The organism is Streptomyces sp. NBC_01775, from assembly GCF_035917675.1.
Taxonomy (GTDB): domain Bacteria; phylum Actinomycetota; class Actinomycetes; order Streptomycetales; family Streptomycetaceae; genus Streptomyces.
This window is the reverse complement of sequence record NZ_CP109104.1, coordinates 7,725,966-7,750,229: the sequence shown is the minus strand read 5'-3', so window position 1 is coordinate 7,750,229 and position 24,264 is coordinate 7,725,966. Positions and strand designations below refer to the sequence as shown.

General features: G+C 74.4%; 8 protein-coding genes. All 8 read left to right on the top strand.

Features of this window, described 5'->3' with window-relative positions; all coding sequences use genetic code 11:
• The first annotated feature begins 61 nt into the window (after positions 1-61).
• A complete protein-coding gene (locus tag OHB04_RS34410) occupies positions 62-12,241 on the top strand; it encodes an SDR family NAD(P)-dependent oxidoreductase (RefSeq protein WP_326808981.1) in 12,180 nt (4,059 codons plus the stop codon).
• 1 nt (position 12,242) lies between these two features.
• The gene (locus tag OHB04_RS34405) at positions 12,243-17,210 is read left to right on the top strand and encodes a type I polyketide synthase (protein WP_326808980.1); all 4,968 of its coding nucleotides are present in this window, start codon (positions 12,243-12,245) and stop codon (positions 17,208-17,210) included.
• 115 nt (positions 17,211-17,325) lie between these two features.
• Positions 17,326-18,816 carry an FAD-dependent monooxygenase gene (locus tag OHB04_RS34400; protein ID WP_326808979.1) on the top strand — a complete coding sequence of 497 codons (1,491 nt, stop codon included), beginning with the start codon at positions 17,326-17,328 and terminating at the stop codon, positions 18,814-18,816.
• A gap of 56 nt (positions 18,817-18,872) precedes the next feature.
• Positions 18,873-19,904: a 3-oxoacyl-ACP synthase III family protein gene (locus OHB04_RS34395; protein WP_326808978.1), complete on the top strand. Its 1,032-nt coding sequence runs from the start codon at positions 18,873-18,875 to the stop codon at positions 19,902-19,904.
• A gap of 5 nt (positions 19,905-19,909) precedes the next feature.
• Complete coding sequence (locus tag OHB04_RS34390) at positions 19,910-21,991, top strand: HAD-IIIC family phosphatase (RefSeq protein ID WP_326808977.1); 2,082 nt, start codon at positions 19,910-19,912, stop codon at positions 21,989-21,991.
• The gene (locus OHB04_RS34385; RefSeq protein WP_326691537.1) at positions 21,988-22,218 is read left to right on the top strand and encodes a phosphopantetheine-binding protein; all 231 of its coding nucleotides are present in this window, start codon (positions 21,988-21,990) and stop codon (positions 22,216-22,218) included. Before OHB04_RS34390 ends, OHB04_RS34385 begins: the two co-directional genes overlap by 4 nt.
• Entirely contained in the window at positions 22,215-23,111 is an 897-nt protein-coding gene (locus OHB04_RS34380) for a 2-oxo acid dehydrogenase subunit E2 (RefSeq protein ID WP_326691536.1), read from the top strand. The genes OHB04_RS34385 and OHB04_RS34380 overlap by 4 nt, the downstream gene beginning before the upstream one ends.
• Positions 23,108-24,226, top strand: coding sequence for an alpha/beta hydrolase (locus tag OHB04_RS34375; protein WP_326691535.1), 1,119 nt, complete (start codon positions 23,108-23,110; stop codon positions 24,224-24,226). Before OHB04_RS34380 ends, OHB04_RS34375 begins: the two co-directional genes overlap by 4 nt.
• Positions 24,227-24,264 lie beyond the last annotated feature (38 nt).

The following is a 24,264-nucleotide window of genomic DNA, read 5'->3' as shown; positions in this document are numbered from 1 at the left end:
CCTGAGCGTTTCCTGAACTCGGCATTTCCGCATTGGTGAAGTCTGAAATTGGTGAAGTCTGATGAATTCTGATTCCGCTGGCAGCACCACGGTGAATGACGAGAGGCTGCGCGACTATCTGAGGCGGGCGACCGCCGATCTGCGGCAGGCACACCGTCGGCTGCGGGAGGCCGAGGACAAGGAGCACGAGCCGCTCGCCATCGTGGGGATGAGCTGCCGTTTCCCCGGCGGCTCCGACTCCCCCGAGCAGCTGTGGGAGCTGTTGGCCGAGGGGCGCGAAGCGGTGTCGGAATTCCCGAAGGACCGGGGCTGGGACACCGATGCCCTCTTCGACCCCGACCCCGACAGCGTCGGAAAGACCTACACCCGCGAGGGCTCTTTCCTCGACGATGTGGCCTCGTTCGACGCCGACTTCTTCGGTGTCAGCCCCCGCGAGGCCTTGGCCATGGACCCCCAGCAGCGGCTGCTCCTGGAAAGCGCGTGGGAGACCCTGGAGCGCGCCGGAATCCTGCCGTCGGCGCTGCGCGGCAGCGATACGGGAGTTTTCGTCGGCACCAACGGCCAGGACTACGCGCGGAATTTCCTCGGCTCGCAGGAAAGCGTCGAGGGCTATTTGGCCACGGGCACCTCCGCCAGCGCCGTCTCGGGCAGGCTGGCGTACTCCTTCGGCTTCGAGGGCCCGGCCGTCACCGTGGACACGGCCTGCTCCGCCTCGCTCGTCGCGCTCCATCTGGCAGCGCGCGCCCTGCGCCAGCGCGAATGCTCGCTCGCGTTCGCCGGCGGGGTGACGGTGATGTCGACCCCGGCGGGCTTTGTCGAGTTCAGCCGCCAGCGCGGCCTGTCCGCCGACGGGCGCTGCCGCGCCTTCGCGGCCTCGGCCGACGGCACCGCATGGGGCGAAGGGCTCGGCCTGCTGCTGGTGGAGCGCCTCTCGGACGCCCAGCGCAACGGGCACCGCATCCTGGCCGTCCTGCGCGGCTCGGCCGTCAACCAGGACGGCGCCAGCAACGGGCTCACCGCGCCCAACGGGCCCGCACAGCAGCGCGTCATCGAACAGGCCCTCGCCGACGCCCGGCTCACCCCCGACCAGGTCGACGCCGTGGAGGCCCACGGCACCGGCACCACCCTCGGCGACCCCATCGAGGCCCAGGCGCTGCTGGCGACCTACGGCCAGGAGCGGCCCGAGGACCGTCCCCTGTGGCTCGGCTCCGTCAAGTCCAACATCGGCCACACCCAGGCGGCGGCCGGGGTCGCGGGCGTCATCAAGATGATCGAGGCCATGCGGCACGGCGTCCTCCCCGAGTCGCTGCACATCGACGAGCCCAGCGACCATGTGGACTGGTCCGCCGGCCGCGTCGCCCTCCTCGACAGGGCGACCCCCTGGCCGGAGTTGGACCGGCCCCGTCGCGCGGGCGTCTCCTCGTTCGGAGTGAGCGGCACGAACGCCCACGTGATCCTGGAGGCCGCACCCGAGCGGGCGGACACTCCGGAGGAAGGACCCGACGCGGGCGCCGGACACCCCGCCGTCCCATGGCTGCTGTCCGGCAAGACGGAGAGCGCGCTGCGGGAACAGGCGGCACGTCTGGCCGCCTACGTGAAGGAACGGCCCGGACTGGACCTCGCCGAGGCCGCACGGGCGTTGGCCGCCTCGCGCACGCACCACCTGTACCGGGCGGGGGTCATCAGCCAGGAGCGGGAAGAACTGCTGGCCGGGCTGGAGTCCCTCGGGCAGGGGATGCCGCATGCGTCGGTGGTGGAGGGGGCTGCCTCGCCCGACCCGGGCAAGACGGTGTTCGTCTTTCCCGGTCAGGGCTCGCAATGGGCCGGGATGGGCATCGGCCTGCTGGATTCCTCGCCGGTCTTCGCCGCGAGTTTGCGGGAGTGCGCGGATGCCTTGAGCACGTACGTGGACTGGGACCTGTTCGATGTCCTGCATGAGCGGGCCGGGGCACCGGGGTTCGAGCGGGTCGATGTCGTCCAGCCCGCGTTGTTCGCGCTCATGGTCTCCCTGGCGCGGGTGTGGGAATCCCACGGCATTCGGGCCGACGCGGTCATCGGACACTCACAGGGCGAGATCGCCGCCGCGCATGTTGCCGGAGCGCTCAGCCTGGATGACGCCGCGCGGATCGTGTGCCTGCGCAGCCAAGCCCTGGTCACCCTCACGGGAAGCGGCGGCATGGCCTCGATCCCCCTGAGCGCCGAGGAGACCGCCGCACGGCTCGCCCCGTACCCGGGGCTGCACGTCGCCGCGCACAACGGGCCCGAAAGCACCGTGATTTCAGGCGACGCCAGCGCGCTCGCCGAAATGGTCGCCGCCTGCAAAAACGAGGGCATCCGCGCCCGCACCATCGACGTCGACTACGCCAGCCACTCCCCCCACATCGAAGATCTCCGCCCGGCCTTGCACAAGGCCCTCAAGACCCTCACACCCCGCCCCGCCCAGATCCCCTTCTACTCCACCCTCACCGGCACCCAACTCGACACCACCCAACTGACAGCCGACTACTGGTACCGCAACCTGCGCCACCCCGTCCTCCTCGAACAAACCCTCCGCCTCCTCAACGAGGACGGCCACCACACCTACATCGAAACCAGCCCCCACCCCGTCCTCACCACCCCCATCCAAGACACCAACCCCCACACCACCGTCCTCGGCACACTCCGACGCAACGAAGCCACCCCCACCCGCCTGCTCACCACCCTCACCCAAGCCCACACCCACGGACACACCCCCACCACCTGGACCACCACCCAAGACACCACAAACCACCCCCACCTCGACCTCCCCACCTACCCCTTCGACCGGCAGCGGTTCTGGCCCGAGGCGGCCGGGTTCGCGGGGGATCTGCGGAGTGCGGGGCTGCTGTCGGCGGACCATCCGCTGTTGGCGGCGGGTACGGAGTTGGCGAACGGCGAGGGCCATCTGTTCTCCGGGCGGCTCTCGCTCGCCAGCCACCCGTGGCTCGCCGATCACGAGGTGATGGACAGCGCGTTGCTGCCGGGTACGGCCTTCGTGGAGCTGGCGCTGCACGCGGCCCACCACACCGGTTGTGACCGGATCGACGAGCTGACGCTCGAAGCCCCGTTGGTCCTGCCCGAGCACGGTGCCGTACAGCTCCAGGTGGTCGTGGGCTCCGGGGAGGAGAACGGGGAGCGGGCCGTCTCCCTGCACGCGCGCCCCGAGCCGGCGGACGACGAGGACGAGGCCGAGCCGTGGGTCTGCCACGCGACCGGCGTCCTCGCCCCGACGTCGGCGACGGGCCAGGAGGAGCCCGACGTCCCTGCGGACGCGGACGACTCCCGCCTCCCCGAGGGGGCGACGCCGCTCGAAACGGACGAGATCTACGCGCACTTCGCCGCGCTGGGCGTGCGCTACGGGCCGACGTTCCAGGGGCTGCGGGCCGCCTGGCGGTACGGCGAGGAGGTCTTCGCCGAGGTGGAATTGCCGGACGCCGGGCAGGCCGAGCGGTTCGCGCTGCATCCCGCGCTGCTGGACGCCGCGCTGCACGCGACGGCCCTCCTCGACGGCGACACCGACGCCGACACCGGCAAGGACGGCAGCGAGCGCGCGGCGCGGCTGCCGTTCGCCTGGCGGGGCGTGACCGTCCACGCCGTCGGGGCCTCCGCCGTGCGCGTACGGCTGACGCCGCTGCCGGAAGAGGGCACGGTCTCGCTCGCGCTGACCGGCCTCGACGGTGCGCCTGTGGCGACGGTCGAAGCGCTGACCGGGCGTCCCGTGGACCGGGAACGGCTCGCCTCCCCGCAGGCGGGACAGCACGCCGACGCGCTCCACCAGGTCGACTGGCAGCGGATCGAGACGGCGCAGCAGATCGAGACGGCGCCGCACCAGGCGGACGGGGCGGCGGACAGCGGCGAGTGGGCCCTGGTCGGCCGTGTGCCCGCCGAACTCTCCGCACTCTCCTCGTTCTCTGCGGAGCTGGGAGTGGGGGTACGCAGCTACCCGGACCTGGCACATCTCTTCCGCGCCCTGGACGCCGGGGCCCCGGTACCGGGGACGGTGCTCGCACCGCTCGACTGCGGCGCAGGCGGGCCGACGGCGCCGGGGCAGGAGCAGCAGGAGCACAGTTCGGACGCGGCAGCCGCGGACTCCTCCATGGTGGCCCGCGCACACGGTGCCACGCGCGCCGCCCACGCGCTGGTGCGGGAATGGCTGGCGGACGAGCGGGTGGCCGGGGCCCGGCTGGCGGTGCTGACGCGCGAGGCCGTCGCCGTGCTGCCGGGCGAGCGCGTCGCCGACCCGGCCGCCGCCACCGGCTGGGGCTTCGTACGGGTGGCGCAGAGCGAGCACCCGGGGCGCGTACAGGTCGTGGACGTCGACGGCGCGGCCGAGTCCGTACGCGGTCTGCCGAGCGCGCTGGCCTGCGGCGAGCCGCAGTTGGCGGTGCGCGGCGGGGCCGCGTACGCGCCCCGGCTGGTTCGCGCCGCCGGAGAGTCCGTGCTGGTGCCGCCCTCGGACACCACCGCGTGGCGGCTGGACCTCACCGAGCCCGGCACGCTGGACCGGCTGACGTTCGCCCGGCACGAGGAGAAGCTGCGCCCGCTGGGCCGTGGCGAGGTGCGGGTGGCGGTACGGGCGGCGGGGATGAACTTCCGGGACGTGCTCATCGCGCTCGGGGTCTATCCGGGGCAGGCGGTGGTGGGCGGTGAGGCCGCCGGTGTGGTCACGGAGACGGGCCCGGGCGTGCCCGGTCTGGCGCCGGGTGACCGGGTGATGGGCATCTTCGACGACGGGGCGATGGCCCCGCTCGCGGTGACCGATCACCGGCTGCTCGTACGGATGCCGAAGGGATGGTCGTTCACCCAGGCCGCCGCCGCGCCCATCGTCTTCCTGACGGCGTACTACGGACTGGCGGATCTGGCCCGACTGGCGCCCGGACAGCGCCTGTTGGTGCACGCGGCGACCGGTGGGGTCGGTATGGCCGCCACACAGCTGGCCCGCCACTGGGGCGCCGAGGTCTACGCCACGGCCAGCCCGCCCAAGTGGGACACCCTGCGGGCGATGGGGTTCGACGACGCCCACATCGCCAACTCCCGCACCCTCGACTTCGAACACCACATCCTGACCGCCACCGAAGGGCAGGGCGTCGATATCGTCCTCGACTCCCTCGCCGGCGACTTCGTCGACGCCTCCCTCCGCCTCCTCCCCCGCGGCGGCCACTTCCTCGAAATGGGCAAGACCGACATCCGCCAACCCGCAGACATCGCCGCCACCCACCCCGGCGTGACCTACCGGGCGTTCGAGATGTTCGAGCCGGGCGCCGACCGTATTCAACAGATGCTGCGGGAGCTGGTGGCGCTGTGTGAGAGCGGGGTGCTGAGCCCGTTGCCGGTCACGGCGTTCGACGTACGTGAGGCGCCGACGGCGTTCCGTCACCTGAGTCAGGCCCGGCACACCGGCAAGGTCGTCCTCACCCTCCCCCAGCCCCTCGACCCCGACGGCACCGTCCTCATCACCGGCGGCACCGGCACCCTCGGCGCCCTGACGGCACGTCACCTGGTGGCCGAGCACGGCGTGCGGCACCTGCTGCTGACCAGCCGACGGGGCGCGACAGCCGACGGAGCCGACGCGCTGCGGGACGAACTCACCGCACTCGGTGCCGAGACCACCGTCGCCGCCTGCGACGCCGCCGACCGCGACGCACTCGCCGCACTCCTGACCACCATCCCCGACACACACCCCCTCACCGCCGTCTTCCACGCCGCCGGGATCACGGACGACGCGGCCGTCACGACGCTCACAGCCGATCAGCTGGAGCCGGTGCTGCGGCCGAAGGTGGACGCCGCCTGGAACCTCCACGAACTGACCGCCGACACCGACCTCGCCGCCTTCGTCCTCTACTCCTCCGTCGCCGGCACCCTCGGCAACCCCGGACAAGCCAACTACGCAGCCGCCAACACCTTCCTCGACACCCTCGCCCACCACCGCCACACCCAAGGACTCCCCGCCACCTCCCTCGCCTGGGGACTCTGGGAGCAGGCCAGCGGCATCACGGCGAAGCTGTTCGAGGAGGACAGGGCGAGGACGAGCCGCAGCATGCTGGTGCCGCTGTCCGACGAGGAGGGGCTGGCGCTGCTGAGCGGCGCGGTCACGCCGGCCCAGCCGACGCTGGTGCCCGCGCGGTTCCACGTCAAGACGCTGCGGGCGCTGGCCGACGCCGAGGGGCTGCCGCCCATGGTGCGCGGCATGGCCCGGCGTACCGTACGCCGGAACCGGGCCGCGGCGGGCGCCTCGTCGGCGCTGGGCAGGCAGCTCGCGGGGCGTTCGGCCGCCGAGCAGCAGCGGGTGCTGCTGGACCTGGTGCGCGGGCACATCGGCGCGGTGCTGGGCCACGCGTCCGTGGAGGCGGTCGATCCCGAACGGCCCTTCCAGGAGCTGGGATTCGACTCGCTGACCGCCGTCGAGCTGCGCAACCGGCTGAACGCGGCGACCGGCCTGCGGCTGCCCGCCACCGTCATCTTCGACCACCCGACGACGGCCGCACTCGCCGCGCACCTGCTGGAGCAGGTCGGCGGCGCGGCCACGGCGGGGGCGACGGTCCGGACCGTCGCGGGGAGCGGGGCGCGTACGGCGGACGAGCCGATCGCCATCGTCGGCATGGCCTGCCGCTACCCGGGCGGGGTGGTCTCCCCCGAGGACCTGTGGGAGCTGGTGGCCGGTGCGCGGGACGCCATCGACGACTTTCCCGAGGACCGGGGCTGGGACCTGGAGGGGCTCTACCACCCCGATCCGGACCACCCCGGCACCACGTATGTGACGCGCGGCGGATTCATCGAAGCCGACCGCTTCGACGCCGAGTTCTTCGCCATGAGCCCCCGCGAGGCCCTCGCCACCGACCCGCAGCAACGGTTGCTGCTGGAGACGGCGTGGGAGGCGCTGGAGCGTGCGGGAGTCGTACCGGAGTCGCTGCGCGGCAGCCGTACGGGCACGTTCGTGGGGATGGCCGACCATCACTACGCGGTCAGCGCCGCCGGTCCCTCGCACGACGCGCTGGAGGGGTATCTGCTCACGGGGGCGACCAGCAGCGTCGCCTCGGGCCGTATCGCCTACGCGCTCGGCCTGGAGGGGCCGGCGATCACGCTGGACACCGCCTGCTCCTCGTCGCTGGTCTCGCTCCATCTGGCCTGCCAGTCGCTGCGCAACGACGAGTGCGACCTGGCGCTGACGGGCGGGGTGACGGTGATGTCGGCGCCCGGGGTCTTCACCGGGTTCAGCAGGCAACGGGGGCTCTCGCCGGACGGGCGGTGCAAGCCGTTCGCGGCTGCGGCCGACGGTACGGGCTTCTCCGAGGGCGTGGGCATGCTGCTCGTCGAGCGCCTCTCGGACGCGCGGGCGAAGGGGCATCAGGTGCTCGCGGTCGTCCGCGGCTCCGCCGTCAACCAGGACGGCGCCAGCAACGGACTCACCGCTCCCAACGGGCCCTCCCAGCAGCGGGTGATCCGTGCCGCGCTGGCCGGCGCGAAGCTGGGCCCGGCCGACGTCGACGCCGTGGAGGCCCACGGCACCGGCACCAGCCTGGGCGACCCCATCGAGGCGGGGGCGCTGCTGGCGACGTACGGGCAGGAGCGGCCCGAGGACCGGCCGCTGTGGCTCGGCTCCGTCAAGTCCAACCTCGGGCACACCCAGCAGGCCGCCGGGGTGGCCGGGGTGATCAAGATGGTGGAGTCGCTGCGGCACGGGAGCCTGCCGCGCTCCTTGCACATCGACGCGCCCTCCCCGCACGTCGAGTGGGCGGAGGGCGCCGTCGCGCTGCTGACCGAGCACACGCCCTGGCCCGAGGTGCCGGGGCGGCCCCGGCGCGCGGGGATCTCCTCGTTCGGCATCAGCGGGACGAACGCCCACGTCATCCTGGAGGCGGCGCCGGAGGCGGCGCCGGAGGCGGAAGCCGCCGCCACGGAATCGGACTCCGGCTCGGACCCGGGCCCGGGTGCCGCGCCGGAGGGCGAGGGGGCCGCGTGGCCCGTTCCGTGGCTGCTGTCCGCCAAGACCGAGCCCGCACTGCGCGAACAGGCCGCGAAGCTGGCCGGGTTCGCCGCCCGCAGCGAGGGCGTGTCCCTCGCAGGGGTCGCCCACACGCTGGCCACAGCGCGCACGCACCACCCCCACCGCGCGGCCGTGGTCGGCCGCACCCTGCCGGACCTGCTGGACGGCCTCGGCGCGCTCTCCTCGGGCGAGCCGCACAGCGCGCTCGTCCAGGGCACGGCAGCCGCCGACCCGGGCGGCACCGTCTTCGTATTCCCCGGACAGGGCTCGCAGTGGGCCGGAATGGGCCTGGACCTGTACGCGGCCTCGGCGGTCTTCCGCGAACGGCTGGACGCGTGCGCCGAGGCGCTGGAGCCGCACACCGGCTGGTCACTGCTGGACGTACTGCGCGCCGGTGCGGACGCGCCCTCGCTGGAGCGGGTGGACGTGGTGCAACCCGCGCTGTTCGCCGTGATGGTCTCCCTCGCCGAGGTGTGGCGGGCCGCCGGATTGCGGCCCGACGCCGTCGTCGGACACTCGCAGGGAGAGATCGCCGCCGCCTGTGTCGCGGGCGGGCTGTCGCTGGAGGACGCGGCACGCGTGGTGGCCCTGCGCAGCAGGGCGCTGCGCGCGCTGGCGGGCTCGGGCGGCATGGCCTCGGTCCCGCTGGGCGCCGACGCGGTGGAAGAACTGCTGGCCGACCGGCCCGGCACGCTGAGCGTGGCCTCCGTCAACGGCCCGGACTCCACCGTCGTCTCCGGCGACCGGGACGCGCTGGCCGAGCTGGTCGCGCGCTGCCAGGCGGACGGCGTACGCGCCCGCACCATCGACGTCGACTACGCCTCCCACTCGCACCATGTCGAGGCGATTCGCGAGGAGTTGCTGGAGAGCCTGGCGCCGCTCGCGCCGCGCTCGGCCGAGGTGCCCTTCTACTCCACCGTCACCGGCGGTGAGCTGGATACGGCCGGGCTCGACGCGGAGTACTGGTACCGGAACCTGCGCGAGCAGGTGCGGTTCGGCCCTGTCACCGGCGCGCTGCTGGAGTCGGGGCACCGGCTGTTCGTGGAGGCGAGCCCGCACCCCGTGCTCACGCTGGGCGTCGAGCAGAGCTGTGCGGCCCAGGGGGTGGCGGCCACGGTCCTCGGCACGCTGCGCCGGGAACAGGACGGCCCGCGTGAGCTGCTGGCCGCCTGCGTCCGCGCCCATGCGCACGGCGCGCGGCCGGACTGGGCCCGGGTGCTGCCCGCGCACCCGGGCGGGCTCGCCCCGGTGGCCCCGCCGGCCCCGTTGCCCACGTACGCCTTCCAGCGGCAGCGGTTCTGGCTGGAGCCGACGGCGCCCGGCGCGGCGGCGGGCGGCTCGGGCCACCGGATGCTGGGGACGACCGTGCCGCTGGCGGGCGAGGACGGCTGTGTGCTGACGGGCAGGATCGCGCTGCGTACGCACCCGTGGCTCGCGGAGCACACGGTCGCCGACACCGCCGTACTGCCGGGCGCCGCCTATGTCGAACTGGCGGCCCAGGCAGCGCGCGAGACGGGCTGCGACCAGCTGGAAGACCTCACCCTGCTCGCCCCGCTGGTGGTGCCGGAGCGGGGCGCGGTCGAGCTTCAGGTCGCGGTCGGCGCGCCCGACGCGCACGGACGGCGCCCCGTGGCGGTGTTCGGCCGTCCGGAGGCCGGGTCGGCCGGCGGCAGGGAGGACACGGCACCGGCGGAGTGGGAACGCCACGCCACGGGCACGCTGGCGGCGGGCCCGACGCCGGACGACGGCGCACCGGAGGGGTGGCCGACGGCGGGCGTGTGGCCGCCCGAGGGAGCCGAGCCGGTCGACGTCGGCGCGGTCTACGACATGTTCGTCGCCACCGGTGTCGCCCACGGCCCCGCCTTCCAGGGACTGCGCGCGGCCTGGCGGGACGGCGCGGACCTGTACGCCGAGGTGGACCTGCCCGAGGACGCCGACGTGGCGGGCTATGCCCTGCACCCGGCGCTTCTCGACGCGGCGCTGCACCCCTTGGTGCTCGCCCGCACGGGAGCCGGGGACCGGGAAGAGGCGCAGACAGCATGGCTGCCGTTCGCCTGGACCGGGGTGTCCCTGGCCGGGCTCGGCGGTGAACACCGGGCGCTGCGCGTGCGGTTGACACCGGTCGGCGAGGACGGCGTACGCCTGTGGCTCGCCGACCCGTCCGGCGCGCCGGTCGCCCACGTGGGCTCCCTCCGCCTGCGCCCCCTCAGCACGGAGCGGCTGCGCACCGACCGGCTCTCCCCCACCGAGGCTCTGTGGCAACTGGCCTGGCCCGCCGCCGCGCTGCCTTCCGGCCCGCCTGCCCCGGGTGCCCCGGGTGCCGACGTGTCCGCCCGGTGGGCGGCGCTGGGAGCCGTTCCCGCGCTGCCAGGCGGCCCGGAGGTGACGGAGTGGCCCGACCTGGCGACGCTTCTCGCCTCGACGGGAGAGGACACGTCGCTGCCCGAGGTACTGCTGGTCAACGCCGCCACGCCGGGCCCGGACCCCGCGCCCGGCGGCGCCACCCCCGCGCAGACGGCCCGGACCGGGGCCGCCCGGCTGCTGGAGCTGCTGCGCCAGTGGCTGGCCGAAGACCGGTGCACGCACACCCGCCTGGTCGTCCTCACCCAGGGGGCGGTCCCGGCGGACCCGCACGATCCTGCGGCACCGCCCCTCGACCTGGCGGCGGCAGCGCAATGGGGGCTGCTGCGCAGCGCCCAGTCGGAGAACCCGGGGCGCATCCAGCTCCTCGACCACGACGGAAGGCCGGAGTCGCTGGCGGCGCTGGCCGGCGTCGTCGCCGGACGGCTGCCGCAGGCCGCGCTGCGCGCCGGACAGGCGCGGGTGCCACGGCTGCGCCGGGCCGAAGCCGCGGCGGACGGCGCGCACTTCGCGCTCGATCCGGAGGGCACCGTGCTGATCACCGGTGGCACGGGCACCCTCGGCGGGCACGTGGCGCGGCACCTGGTGACCGAACACGGCGCGCGGCACCTGCTGCTGGCCGGCCGCAGGGGTCCCGATGCGGAAGGCGCGCTGGAGCTGGAGGCCGAACTGATCGCGCACGGCGCCGAGGTGACGATCGCCGCGTGCGACGCGGCCGACCGCCAGGCGCTGGCCGGGCTGCTGGCGGACGTGCCCGCCGCGCACCCGCTCACCGCCGTCGTGCACGCGGCCGGAACGCTCGACGACGCGACCGTCACCTCGCTCACTCCCGAGCGGCTGGCCACCGTCATGCGTCCCAAGGCGGACGCGGCGTGGAATCTGCACGAGCTGACGGCGGAGGCGGAGCTGGCGGCGTTCGTGCTGTTCTCCTCGACCGCCGGCACCCTCGGCAGCCCCGGGCAGGCCAACTACGCCGCGGCCAACACCTTCCTCGACGCACTCGCCCACCACCGCCACACCCGAGGACTCCCCGCCACCTCCCTCGCCTGGGGACTCTGGGCGCACAGCAGCGGGCTGACCGCACATCTGGAGGGCGCGGGCCAGGCCCGGCTGGCCCGTAACGGGCTCGTGCCGCTGCCGACCGACGAGGCGCTGGGGCTGCTGGACGCGGCGCTGCTGCGGCCCGGGGCCGCGCTGTTGCTGCCGGCGCGGCTGGACATGCGTCCGCTGCGCTCGCAGGCGTCCGCCGGGCTGCTGCCCGCGATCCTGAGCGACGTCGTGCGGGTCCCGGCCCGCAGGGCGCACGCGGACAGCGGGCCCTCGCTGGCACAGCGCCTGACCGGGCGGCCCGAGGAGGAGCAGCACCGCCTCGTGCTGGAGACCGTGCGCGGTCACATCGCCGCCGTCCTCGGCCACGGCTCTCCCGAGGACATCGACAGCGGGCGGGCGTTCCAGGAGCTGGGCTTCGACTCGCTGACCGCCGTCGAGCTGCGCAACCGGCTGGGCACGGCCACCGGCCTGACCCTGCGGGCGACGCTGGTCTTCGACTACCCGACGGCGGACGCGCTCGCGGCGTATCTGCGCGCCCAGTTGGCGCCCTCCCCCGCCGACGCCTCGGACACGGTGCTGCGGGACCTGGACCGGCTGGAGGAGGCGCTCACCGCGCTGCCGCCCGCCGGCGAGGGCAGCGAGGCGGTGGCGCGGCGGCTGCGGGTCCTCATGGCGAAGTGGAACGAGGCGCGCTCCACGCCGGCCGCCCCGGGCGCTGAGGGCGCCGGGGACGGCGCCGCGGCCGAGGAGAGCGTGACGGACCGGATCCAGGCGGCGTCTGCCGAAGAGGTCCTGGACTTCATCGACAAGGAGCTGAAGGGGGCCTGAGATGACGGACCAAGACAAGATCGTCGAGTATCTGAAGTGGGTCACGGCCGATCTGCACGAAACACGGCAACGGCTGGACGAGAGCCGGCAGCGGCTGGCGGAGGCCGAGTCGGGGCAGCAGGAGCCGGTGGCGATCGTGGCCATGAGCTGCCGCTACCCGGGCGGCGTGCGCGGCCCGGAGGACCTGTGGCGGCTGGTGCGGGACGGTACCGACGCGGTGGCCGGCTTCCCCACGGGCCGGGGCTGGGACCTGGAGGGGATCTACGATCCCGACCCCGAGCGGACCGGCACCTCGTACGCCAACGAGGGCGGGTTCCTCTACGACGCGGACCGCTTCGACGCCGCGTTCTTCGGCATCAGCCCCCGCGAGGCGCTGGCCATCGACCCGCAGCAGCGGTTGTTGCTGGAGACGGCGTGGGAGGCCGTCGAACGCGCGTCGATCGTGCCGGAATCGCTGCGCGGCAGCCGCACCGGGGTGTTCGCCGGAGTGATGTACGACGACTACGCGGCACGCCTGTACCCGAACCCGCCCGAGGGATTCGAGGGCTACCTGGGCAACGGCAGCGCCACCAGCGTCGCTTCGGGCCGCGTCGCCTACACGCTGGGCCTGGAGGGTCCGGCGGTCACCGTCGACACGGCGTGCTCGTCCTCGCTGGTGACGCTGCACCTGGCGGCGCACGCGCTGCGGCGCGGCGAGTGCTCGCTGGCGCTGGCGGGCGGGGTCACGGTGATGGCGACGCCCAGCGTCTTCGTCGAGTTCAGCAGGCAGCGCGGGCTCGCCCCCGACGGGCGGTGCAAGTCGTTCGCCGCGGCGGCCGACGGCACCGGCTGGGGCGAGGGCGTCGGGCTGGTGCTGCTGGAGAAGCTTTCGGACGCGCGGGCCAACGGGCACCCCGTGCTGGCCGTCATCCGCGGCAGCGCCATCAACCAGGACGGCGCCAGCAACGGGCTGACCGCGCCCAACGGGCCCTCACAGGAGCGGCTCATCCACCAAGCCCTCGACAGCGCCGCGCTGACGCCCGCCGACATCGACGCCGTCGAGGCGCACGGCACCGGCACCACCCTGGGTGACCCCATCGAGGCGCAAGCGCTGCTGTCCGCCTACGGCACGCGGCGCCCCGCCGGCCGGCCGCTGTGGCTCGGCTCGGTCAAGTCCAACCTGGGCCACACCCAGGCAGCCGCCGGGGTCGCGGGCGTCATCAAGATGGTGCAGGCCATGCGGCACGGTGTGCTGCCCAGGACGCTGCACGTGGACGAGCCCTCCCCGCACGTCGACTGGTCGGCGGGACACGTCCGCCTGCTCACCGAGAACACTCCCTGGCCCGAGACGGGGCGCCCGCGCCGGGCCGGCGTCTCCTCGTTCGGCATCAGCGGCACCAACGCGCACCTCCTGCTGGAGGCGCCCCCGGAGCCCGCCGAAGCCGCAGCCGCCCCCGGCGCACCCGGGGACGCCGTAACGGCTCAAGGCCCGCTGCCGTGGCTGCTCTCGGCCCGGACCGGGCCCGCGCTGCGGGACCAGGCGGCCCGGCTGCGCGCCCACTTGGGCGAGCACCCGGGTGCGGAGGCCACCGAGGTCGCCCGCGCGCTGGCCACCACGCGCTCCCACTTCCCGCACCGCGCGGCGGTCATCGGCGCGGACACGCCCGCGCTGCTGTCCGGGCTCGACGCGCTGGCCGACGGCGCGCCCAGCGCCTCCGTCGTCCGCGACACGGCGGGCGGCGCGAACGGGCGGCTGGCGTTCCTGTTCTCGGGCCAGGGCAGTCAACGGCCGGGCATGGGGCACGAGCTGTACCAGATGTTCCCGGTGTACGCCGAGGCGTTCGACGCGGTGTGCGCCCACCTGGACCCGCACCTGGACCGGCCGTTGCGCGAGGTCGTCTTCGCGGACAAGGGCACGCCCGGCAGCGCCCTGCTGGACCAGACCCGCTACACACAGCCCGCGCTGTTCGCGCTGGAGACCGCGCTCTTCCGGCTGGTCACCTCCTGGGGGCTGCGGCCCGACCTGCTCGGCGGTCACTCGGTCGGCGAGCTGACGGCCGCCCACGCCGCCGGTGTTCTCTCCCTCGCCGACGCCTGCACCCTGGTCGCGGCCCGCGCCCGGCTGATGCAGCAGGCCGAGGGGCGGGGCACGATGGTGTCGGTACGCGCGGGCGAGCAGGAGGTCCTCGCGTCGCTGGAAGGCAGGACGGACCGGGTCGCCGTCGCGGCGGTCAACGGGCCGCACTCCTGCGTCCTGTCCGGTGACGAGGACGCCGTGCTGGAGCTGGCCGCCGAGTGGAAGGAGCGCGGGCGCCGCACCCGGCAGCTCCAGGTCAGCCACGCCTTCCACTCGCCGCACATGGAACCGGTGCTGGAGGAGTTCCGTCAGGTCGCGGCGGCGCTGACGTTCTCGCCCGCACAGATCCCCGTGGTCTCCAACCTGACCGGGCAGCGGGCCACGGACGAGGAGCTGTCCTCGCCCGGCTACTGGTCCGCGCACATCCGCCGCACCGTCCGCTTCCTCGACGGGATCCGCACCCTTCGGGACCAGGGCGTCACCCGCTACCTGGAGCTGGGCCCCGACCCCGTGCTGACGGCCATGGCCCAGGAGTGCCTGGCGGAGGCCGAGGGCGACGGCTCCGGCTCCGGCTCCGGCTCCGGCTCCGGCTCCGGCAAGGGCACCGGTAAGGGCACCGGTAAGGGCTCCGGTGGGGCGACGCTGGTGCCGCTGCTGCGTGCCCGACGGCCCGAGGCCCGTACGGCACTGACGGCGCTGGCCCAGCTGCATGTCTCCGGGCACCCCGTGGACTGGCCGGGCTGGTTCGGGGGCCCGGCGCCGCGACCGGTGGAACTGCCGGTGGAGCTGCCGGTGGAGCTGCCGGTGTACGCGTTTCAGCACAAGAGCTACTGGCTGGAGCGCACCTCGGGCCCGGCCGAGCCCGGCTCCGCCGCCGCCCGGTCCGGAGCCCTGGCCGACGCCCCGTTCTGGCAGGCCGTCGACGGCGCGGACCCCGGCGGCCTCGCCGAGCTGCTCCAGCTCCCCGACGAACAGCGGCAGGCGCTGCGCGCCGTGCTGCCCGGCCTCAAGGCGTGGCGGCAGCGGGAGACATGGGGCTACCGCACCTCCTGGCAGCACCTGGGCGAGGCCCCGGCGCAGCCGCTGAAGGGCACCTGGCTGGTGCTCGTGCGCGAGGGACTGGTGCAGGACCGGTTCACGGAGGAGGCGTCCGAGGCGCTGGAGAAGCGCGGCGCGCGCGTGCTGCGCGTCGGCGTCCCGACGGACGGCGCGATGGCGCCGGAGGCGGGCGCGGACGCGGAATCGGGGGCGGAATCGGGGGCGGAGGCGGAGGGGGCTCGGAGCGCCCTTGCGGCATCGCTCGCACAGGAGTTGGGCTCCGGCGCGGGCGGAATCAGCGGCGTGCTCTCGCTGCTGGCGCTCGGCGCCGACGGGCAGCCGGATCCCTCGGCGGAGGGCATGGAGGGCACCGACACGCTTTCCTTCGCGCTGACCTCGGCGCTGCCCGCCGCGCTGGCGGCGGCATCCGTGCGGGCGCCGGTGTGGGCCGTGACGCGAGGCGCCGTACAGACCGGGGAGAACGATCCGGTGAGCTGCCCGGCGCACGCACCGCTGTGGGGCCTGGGCCACCTGCTGGCCCGCGCCCACCCGGACACCTGGGGCGGCCTGGTCGACCTGCCGCCGGACGTGGATCCCCGCGTCATGGAACGTACGGCGCAGCTGCTGGCCGAGGCGGGCGGCGAGGACCAGTTGGCGGTCCGGGCCGCGTACACCGCGGCCCGCAGGCTGCTGCGCACACCCCTCGCGGGGGCGTCGGGCGACAAGGACCGGCAGCCACGCGGCGCCGTCCTGGTGACCGGCACCCACACCGCGACCGGGGCGCACGCGGCGCGCCGGCTGGCCAGGCAGGGCGCCGGCGTCCTGCTGCTCGCGGGCACCGAACCGGCCGTCAGCCCCGAAGTCACCGCGCTGCGCGAGGAGTTGGCGGCGCTGGGGGCCCGTACGGAGTACGCGGTGGCCGATCCCGCGGCGGAGGGCGACCGTCCCGCGCTGGCCGGGCTGTTGGACGGTGCGCTGGGTGGGGCCCGGGGAGACGGGGAGCACGCGGACCCAGCCACGGACGCGACCTGCGCCGCGTCGACGGGCGCCGCGTCGACGGGCGTCGCGTTGACGGGCGTCGTTCACGTCGCTGTCCCGGACGACGCCTCCGCCTCCGTGGCGGCGGCGGGGGCCGCCGTGGCGCGTCAGACCGCTGCCGTGCGAGCCCTGGAGGAGCTGACCCGCCCGGCAGCGCTCACGGAGTTCATCACGCTGACGTGCTCGGCCGACCCGTTCGGCGGGCCCGTACCGGCCGCGCTGGAGGGCCTGGCCCGGCAGCGGCGCGCGGCGGGGCTGCCCGCACTCGCCGTCACCTGGGGTCCGACCGAAGACGGGACCCACGAGGCCGAGGGGGGCCGCCCGGACACGGGACTCCCCGGCATCGGGCGCACCTCCCCCGCGCTGGCCATGGGCGTGCTCGCCCGTGCCGAGGCGCCGGGCGGCGACGCGGCCGTCACCGTGGCCTCCGTCGACTGGGAGCCCTTCCTCGCGGGGCTGCCCGCCGAGCGGCAGCACCCGATGTTCCGGGCGCTGCCCGAGGCCCGTGCCGCCACCCCGGGAGCCCCGGGCGACCCGGCGGGGGAGGCGAGGGACGCGCGGCTGCGCGCCCTGCTGCGGGAGGCGTCCGAGGCCGAACGGCTGCCGCTCCTCCAGGACGCGGTGCGCGAGCACGCGGCGGCCGTCCTCGGCCTGACGGGTCCCGAGGAGGTCGAGCCCGACCGGGACTTCTTCGAGCTGGGGCTGACCTCGTTCGCCGCGCTCGAACTCAGCTCCCGGCTGCGGCCCCTCGGGGTGGAGCCCGCACCGGCGGCGGTCTTCGACCACCCCAGCGCCGCAGCGCTCGCCGAGCACCTACGCGCCGAGCTCCACCCATGACCGGCCCGCCCCCGGCCGCCCTCGACTCCCCTGCCTCCCCCGCCTCCGTGACCACGTCCACCGCTTCCGTGACGACTTCCACCGAGACCGTGCCGCACATCGAAGGAGCTGTTCCATGAACAACCTGGTCGCCATCGCGGGCGCGGGTCCCGCCGGGCTGATGCTCGCGTGCGAGCTGCGTACGGCGGGTGTGCCCACCGTCGTCTTCGACCCGCTGCCCGAGCCGCGCCGCGCCGCGCCGGGGGTGGCCATCAACCCGGCCGTCGTCGAACTCCTCGACCAGCGGGGGGTGATGGACGCGCTGCGCGCGGACGGTATGGAGTTCCGGCAGGCGTTCTTCGCCCACCTCGCGCTGGATCCCACCAAGCTGCCCGAGGAGCGCGCCTACAACTTCGCCGTGCCGCAGCAGCAGGTCGAGCGGCGGTTGGAGGAGCACGCGCTCAAGCTGGGCGCGGACATCCGGCGCGGCTACCGGATCACGGATCTGGAGCAGGACGAGGAGGGCGTCACCCTCACCGTGGCGGACCCCGAGGGCGCCCGCCACACCGAGCGGTGCGGCTATCTGGCCGGGTGCGACGGGGCGGGCAGCACGGTGCGGGAACTGGTGAACGTGGGCTTCCCGGGCCAGGACTCGCCGTTCTACGGGATCGTCGCCGACCTGGACATGACCGAGGAACTGTTCCCGCATCTGGGCGCCCGGCAGTACGACGAGGGGCTGTTCACCGTGACACCCACGGGCCCCGCCACGCTGCGGGTGATGACGGGCGAGCTGGGCCGCACCCCTGCGGACCCGGACGCCGAGCCGACGCCGGAGGAGCTGCGGGAGCGCGCGCGGCACATCACCGGTGCCGACCTCGCGCTGGAGAGCCCGCACTGGCTCGCCCGCTGGTTCCACATCACCCGGCTCGCGGACCGCTACCGGACGGGCCGGGTCTTCCTGGTGGGCGAGGCCGCGCATGTGCACTTCCCGCTGGGCGGCCAGGCGTTGAGCACCACCATCGAGGACGCGGTCGACCTGGGCTGGAAGCTGGCCGCCGCCGTCCACGGCTGGGCACCCGAGGGGCTGCTGGACACCTACCACGCCGAGCGGCACCCCGTCGGCGCCCGCGCCTGCCGCACCACGCTCGCCCAGACGGCGCTGATGCACCCCATGGACCGGATCGCGCCGGTGCGCGAACTGCTGGCCGAGCTGATCGGCTTCGACGACGTCAACGCCCATCTGGTCCGGCTGGCGGGCGCGCTGGATGTCACGTATCCCCTCGGCGGGGACGGCGCGCAGGCGCACCCGCTGACGGGCCGGCGCCTCGGTGACGTGGTGCTGGAGACGCCGGAGGGCGAGCGCGGCCTGGCCGAGCTGCTGCGGCCGGGGCGTGGCGTGGTGGTGGACCTGTCGGGCGGGCTGCTGGGCCCCCGGGGCACCGAGGGCTGGCAAGGCCGCGTGGACGTGGTGATGGCGGAGCCCTCCGCGGGCATCGGCGCCACGGGGCTGCTGCTGCGGCCCGACGGGCGGGTGGCGTGGGCGACCGACGACAGCGACGACAAGGGGCTGCGGGCCGCGCTGGAGCGGTGGTTCGGGCAGCCCGGGGGCGGCGAAGGCCGGGTCTAGGCCCGCTTCAGAGCACTGCCCGACCCTGGAGATCCGCTCCCTTGGAAGGAACCGGCATGGACGAGCCCGACATCCACATCCTCTCGGTCGGCACCGCGCTGCCAGGCGCCCCCGTCGACAACGCGACGCTGGCCGACCGCTTCAACATGCCCTCGGTGTGGGAGCTGTGGATCGACTCCTTCATCGGCACCCGCACCCGGCACTTCGCCCTCGACCTGGAGACCGGCACCATCCGCTACTCGCTGGCGGACCTGGGCGAGACGGCGGCGGCCAAGGCCCTCCAGGAGGCGGGGCTGCGCGCCTCGGACGTGGACGTGATGGTGCTGGGCACCGCCTCGCCCGACATGCTGATGCCCGCGACGGTGAACCTCATAGCCGACCGGCTGGGCATCAACGACGTGCCGACCTACCAGCTCCAGTCCGGGTGCAGCGGGGCGGTGCAGGCGCTGGACGTGGCGCACAAGATGCTGCTGTCGGGCCACTACCGCAACGCGCTGGTGCTGGGCGCCGAGAACTGCGCCAAGCACATCGACCTGTCCATGGACGCGGCCTCGCTGCCCACCTCCGAGCAGGTCAACGGGGTGCTGTTCGGGGACGGCGCGGGCGCCATGGTGCTCAGCACCGAGCCCCGGCCGGGCACGGCCGTCCTGCGCCACGTCTTCTTGCGGCTGGTGGGTCTGGGCCGGGAGCCGGGGCAGACCGTGGAGTGGTTCGGCCGCGGTGACCGCGGCTCGGACCGCCAGCCGATCAGCGAGGACTACAAGGCCATCGAGGAGTCGGTGCCCTCGATGGCGGCCGAGACCCTGGAGGAGATGCTGGACATGCTGGACTGGAAGGAGACCGACATCGACTATCTCCTGCCGCCCCAGCTCTCGGGCACCATGACCGAGAAGATCACCGAGCGGCTGGACGTACCCGGCGCCCAGGAGATCAGCTGTGTGGTCGACATCGGCAACACCGGCAACGCGCTGCCCTTCTTCCAGCTGGAGCGCGCGCTGCCCCGGATGACCACCGGGGACCGCACGGTCGGCATCGCCATCGAGTCCAGCAAATGGATCAAGGCGGGCTTCGCGCTGGAGGTGTGCTGACCGGCATGGGCACCACCGCATCCACAGCCGGGCCCCAGCCCGGAGCCGAGCCCGGAGCCGAGCCCGGGGCCGGGGCCGGGGCCGGGGCCGAGCCCGGAGCCGGGCCGGGCGCCGCCGCGGGAGCCGGGGCCGGGGCCCCGGCGTCGCCCGCCGCCGCGCTCCGCGCGCTCCACACCGCCGGACGGCTGGCCGAGGAGTATCCGCGCGTCAAGGAGCTGCTCGCCACGGCGACCGGGCCCGAACTGGCCGCCGCCGGACAGCTCCTGGCCCGCCTAGATCCGCACCAGGTCACCGCGGCGCACTCCCAGGTCCCCGCGCTGACCGTGGCCGTCACCGGGCACGGCACCCTCTCGGGCCTGCTGCCGGCGCTCACCGGGGAGCTGGCCCGGCACGGCGTCCTGCTGCGGCCCCACACGACGGACTTCGACAGCTACGTCTTCGAGCTGGGCGACCCCGCCAGTGAGCTGTACGCCTGCGCACCGGACCTGGTCTGCTGCGTGCTCGACCCCGGTGTGGTCTTCGACGAGGTGCCGGCGCCGTGGCTGCCCGAGGACGTCGAACGGGTCCTGCGCCGGAAGCTGGACCTGATCGAGGGTCTGGCCCAGCGCTTCGGCGAGAGCTGCGGCGGCACCCTCGTTCTCAACACGCTTCCGCTGCCGAGGCGTTACGCGGCGCAGCTGGTGAGCCTGCGGGCCCGCGCCCGGCTGGGCGTGGTCTGGCGCGAGGCGGGGGCGCGGCTGCTGCGGCTGGCCGAGACGTACCCGTCCGTGCTGGTGGTCGACCTGGACCCGCTGCTCGCCGAGGAGGGCGCCGCCGCCGACACCCGGCTGAGCGTCTATGCCAAGGCGCACCTGTCCCCCGCTCTGCTGGCCCGGTACGCGCGGGAGATCGGCCATCTGGCCCGGCATCTGACGGGCCGCACGAAGAAGGTGCTCGCTCTGGACCTGGACAACACGGTCTGGGGCGGTGTGCTGGGCGAGGACGGCCCCGACGGCATCGAGGTCGAGGCGGCGGACAGCTATCGGGGCGCGGCCTTCCACGCCTTCCAGCAGGTCGCCCACCAGCTCGGCTCCCAGGGGGTGTTGCTGGTGGCGGCGAGCAAGAACGACCCCGAGCCGGTGCGCGAGGTGCTGCGCGGCCATCCGGGGATGCTGCTGCGCGAGGAGGACTTCGTACGGGTGGCGGCGAGCTGGCGGCCCAAGCCCGAGGCGCTCCAGGAGACCGCGACCGCGCTCGGCCTGGGCGTCGACAGCTTCGTCTTCGTGGACGACAGCCCCTACGAGTGCGGCCTGGTGCGGCACGCGCTGCCCGAGGTGACGGTGGTGCCGGTCGACGACGAGCCCGCGCTGCACCTGGAGAAGCTGCTGCGCGACGGCTGGTTCGACGTACGCGAGGTGACCGACGACGACCGCGGCCGGGCCGTGCGCTACCGCGAGGAGCTGGTGCGCAAGGACTTCCTGGACACCTTCGACTCCCTCGGGGACTATCTGCGCGAGCTGCGGGTGAGCGTGCGGGTGGCGCGGGCCCGGCCCGAGAACCCCGAGTACGCCGCAGATACGGCGCGGATCTCGCAGCTGACGCTGCGCACCAATCAGTTCCACCTGACCACGCGCCGCCTCCAGCCCGCCCAGGTGCGGGAGCTGTGCGCCGGGGAGGACACGCGGGTGCTCAGCGTGCGCTCCGGGGACCGCTTCGGGGACAACGGGCTGGTCGGCGCGGTCTTTCTGCGCCGCGCCGGGCACACCGTCCACATCGACAACTTCCTGCTGAGCTGCCGGGTGTTCGCCCGGGGCATCGAGCAGGCGTGTCTGGCCTCGGTGCTGCGGCAGGCCCGCAGGGAGGGCGCGCAGGAGGTGGTTGGCGTCTACCGCAAGAGCGCCAAGAACGCGAAGGTCGCCGACTTCTACGTACGCAACGGCTTCACACCCGTCGAGGACGACGGCACCTCGGCCACCTTCCGGCGGGCGCTGGACACCCTCGAGGATCCGCCCCCGCACATCCGGTTGACCGAGCGGTACGAGGACCGCGAGCCCGACGACGGCTTCGGCCATGACCCCGAAAGCGACCCCGAAAGGAACGCGCCGTGACGACATTCGAGGACTTCATGGCCCTCGTCAGGACCGAGGTGGGGCTGCCGCTCGCCGACGAGGACGCGCACCTGCCCTTCGACCAGCTGCCCGAGTGGGACTCTCTGCTGCTGGTGACCCTGCTGTCCGCGCTGGAGCGCGCCACGGGGCGGCGGGTGTCCCTGCCGGACGTGCTGGAAGCCACCTGTCTGCACGACATCTACGCGCTGGTGGCGGTGCCGGCGTGAGCGCGGCCGAGGGCGCGCGGAGCGTCCCCGCGGCCCGGCAGCGCCGCCACACCCTGTACTTCCTGGACGAGATCAAGGCGTTCGCGCCGGTCTTCCTCGACACGGAGGTGGACATGAGCGCGGTGCGCGCGCACGGTGCCGCCTCGGTGGCGGCCGGGCTGCGGGAGCGGCCGTACTCGACGGTGGCGTACGTCCTGCACGCCGCGGCGCGTGTGCTGGCCCGGCATCCGGAGGCCAACGCGGCGATACGCGGCCGTCGGCGGCCCCGGGTGGCGCGCTACGCGTCGGTGGCGGGGAAGGTGACGCTGGACAAGACGCTGGAGGGGCGCCGGGTGGTGCTCTCCGCTGTCCTCCCCGGACTGGAGAGCCAGGGGCTCGCGGACATCCAGCGGCAGATCGACCACTACCGGCACGGGGACCCGGACACCATGGGGGAGTTCGCCGCCGTGCGTACCCTGCACCGGCTGCCCTGGCCGCTGGGCCCGCTGGCCTACCGGCTGGGGACCCGTCCGCTGGCGCGCCGCGCCGGCACCAACGGCACGTTCGCGGTGACCTCGCTGGGGCACCGCCCGGTCAACGGCTTCTACTCGGTGGGCGGCACGACCCTCACCTTCGGCCTGGGCCGGGTCGCGGAGCGGCCCGTGGTGCGGGACGGGAAGCTGGCGACGGCACCGCTGCTGCCGCTGAGCATGACCTTCGACCACCGCGTCATCGACGGCGCGGAGGCGGCCGACGTGCTGGGCGAACTCAAGGACGCGCTGGAGGAGTTCGCAGCGACGGCGGACGAGGACCAGCGCGCTGAGGAGGAGGGCGCCGGGTCCGGGCACACCGGGGACGGGCACACCGGGGCCGGTGCGGTGCCGGAGCGGGCCGGGGAGCGGGTGACGCCGTGAACGACCTCGCCGAGCTGAAGGAGTTCGTGGTCGTGCACGCGCGCGGCCAGCGGATCCCCGACCACCAACAGCTGCTGGACCGTATCCACACCGACGAGGGCGGCGGCCCGGGGTCGTGGGCGGGCGAGTGGAGCGCGGCGGGGCGGCGCCTGATCGAGCGGGACATGCCGCTGGAGGCCTGCCGCTACTTCGCCATGGCGCGCTTCCCCTTCGTCGACGGGCCCGCGCGGCAGGAGGCGCAGAACGCCTGTGTGGACGCCTTCGACCGCTGGCGCTCGGCCCGGCCGGAACTGGGCATCGAGAGCCTGGAGGTCGAACTGCCCGGGGGCCGGATGCGCTGCTGGGCGACGGGGCTGGATGCCGCCGACCCCCGCCCGCTGCTGGTGATCACAGGCGGCATCGTCTCCGTCAAGGAGCTGTGGGCGCCGGTGCTCACCTCGGTGCGGCACCTGGGGATGGCGGCGATCGTCGCCGAGCTGCCGGGCATCGGCGAGAACCCGCTGCGCTACGGGCCGAAGAGTTCCCGGATGCTGTCGTGGCTGCTCGACGCCGTCGCGGACCGGGCCGAGGTGGCGCGCACATACGCGCTGGCGCTGAGCTTCAGCGGGCACCTGGCGCTGAGTTGCGCCGCCGAGGACTCCCGCATCCGGGGTGTCGTGACGGCGGGCGCGCCGGTGAGCGCCTTCTTCCAGGACCGCGAGTGGCAGCGCACGGTGCCCCGCGTCACCGTGGACACCCTGGCCCACCTGCGCGGCATCGACTCCCACGACCGGGGCGAAGTGCTGGGCTCCATGGGGGAGTTCGCACTCGACGGTGCGCTGCTGGAGGGGCTGCGGATCCCGGTGCGCTGTGTGGTCAGCGGCCGGGACGAGATCATTCCGGCGGCGGACCCGGCCGCGCTGGAGCGCCATGTGCGCGATGTGGGGCTGCTGACGATCGACGATGTGCACGGCTCGCCCGCCCATACGGCCGAGACCCGCATGTGGTGCGTACGGGCGCTCGTGCGGATGCGTGGCCTGCGAGGGCCGAAGGCCGCCGCGGTGGACCTGGCCTGGCGGGGAATGTGGGCGCGCCGCCGGCTGGGCGGGGCGCTGGGCCGGGGACAGAGCCGCTGAGGAGCGGCAGCGCGCCCCGAAGGGGCGCGGGGAACTGC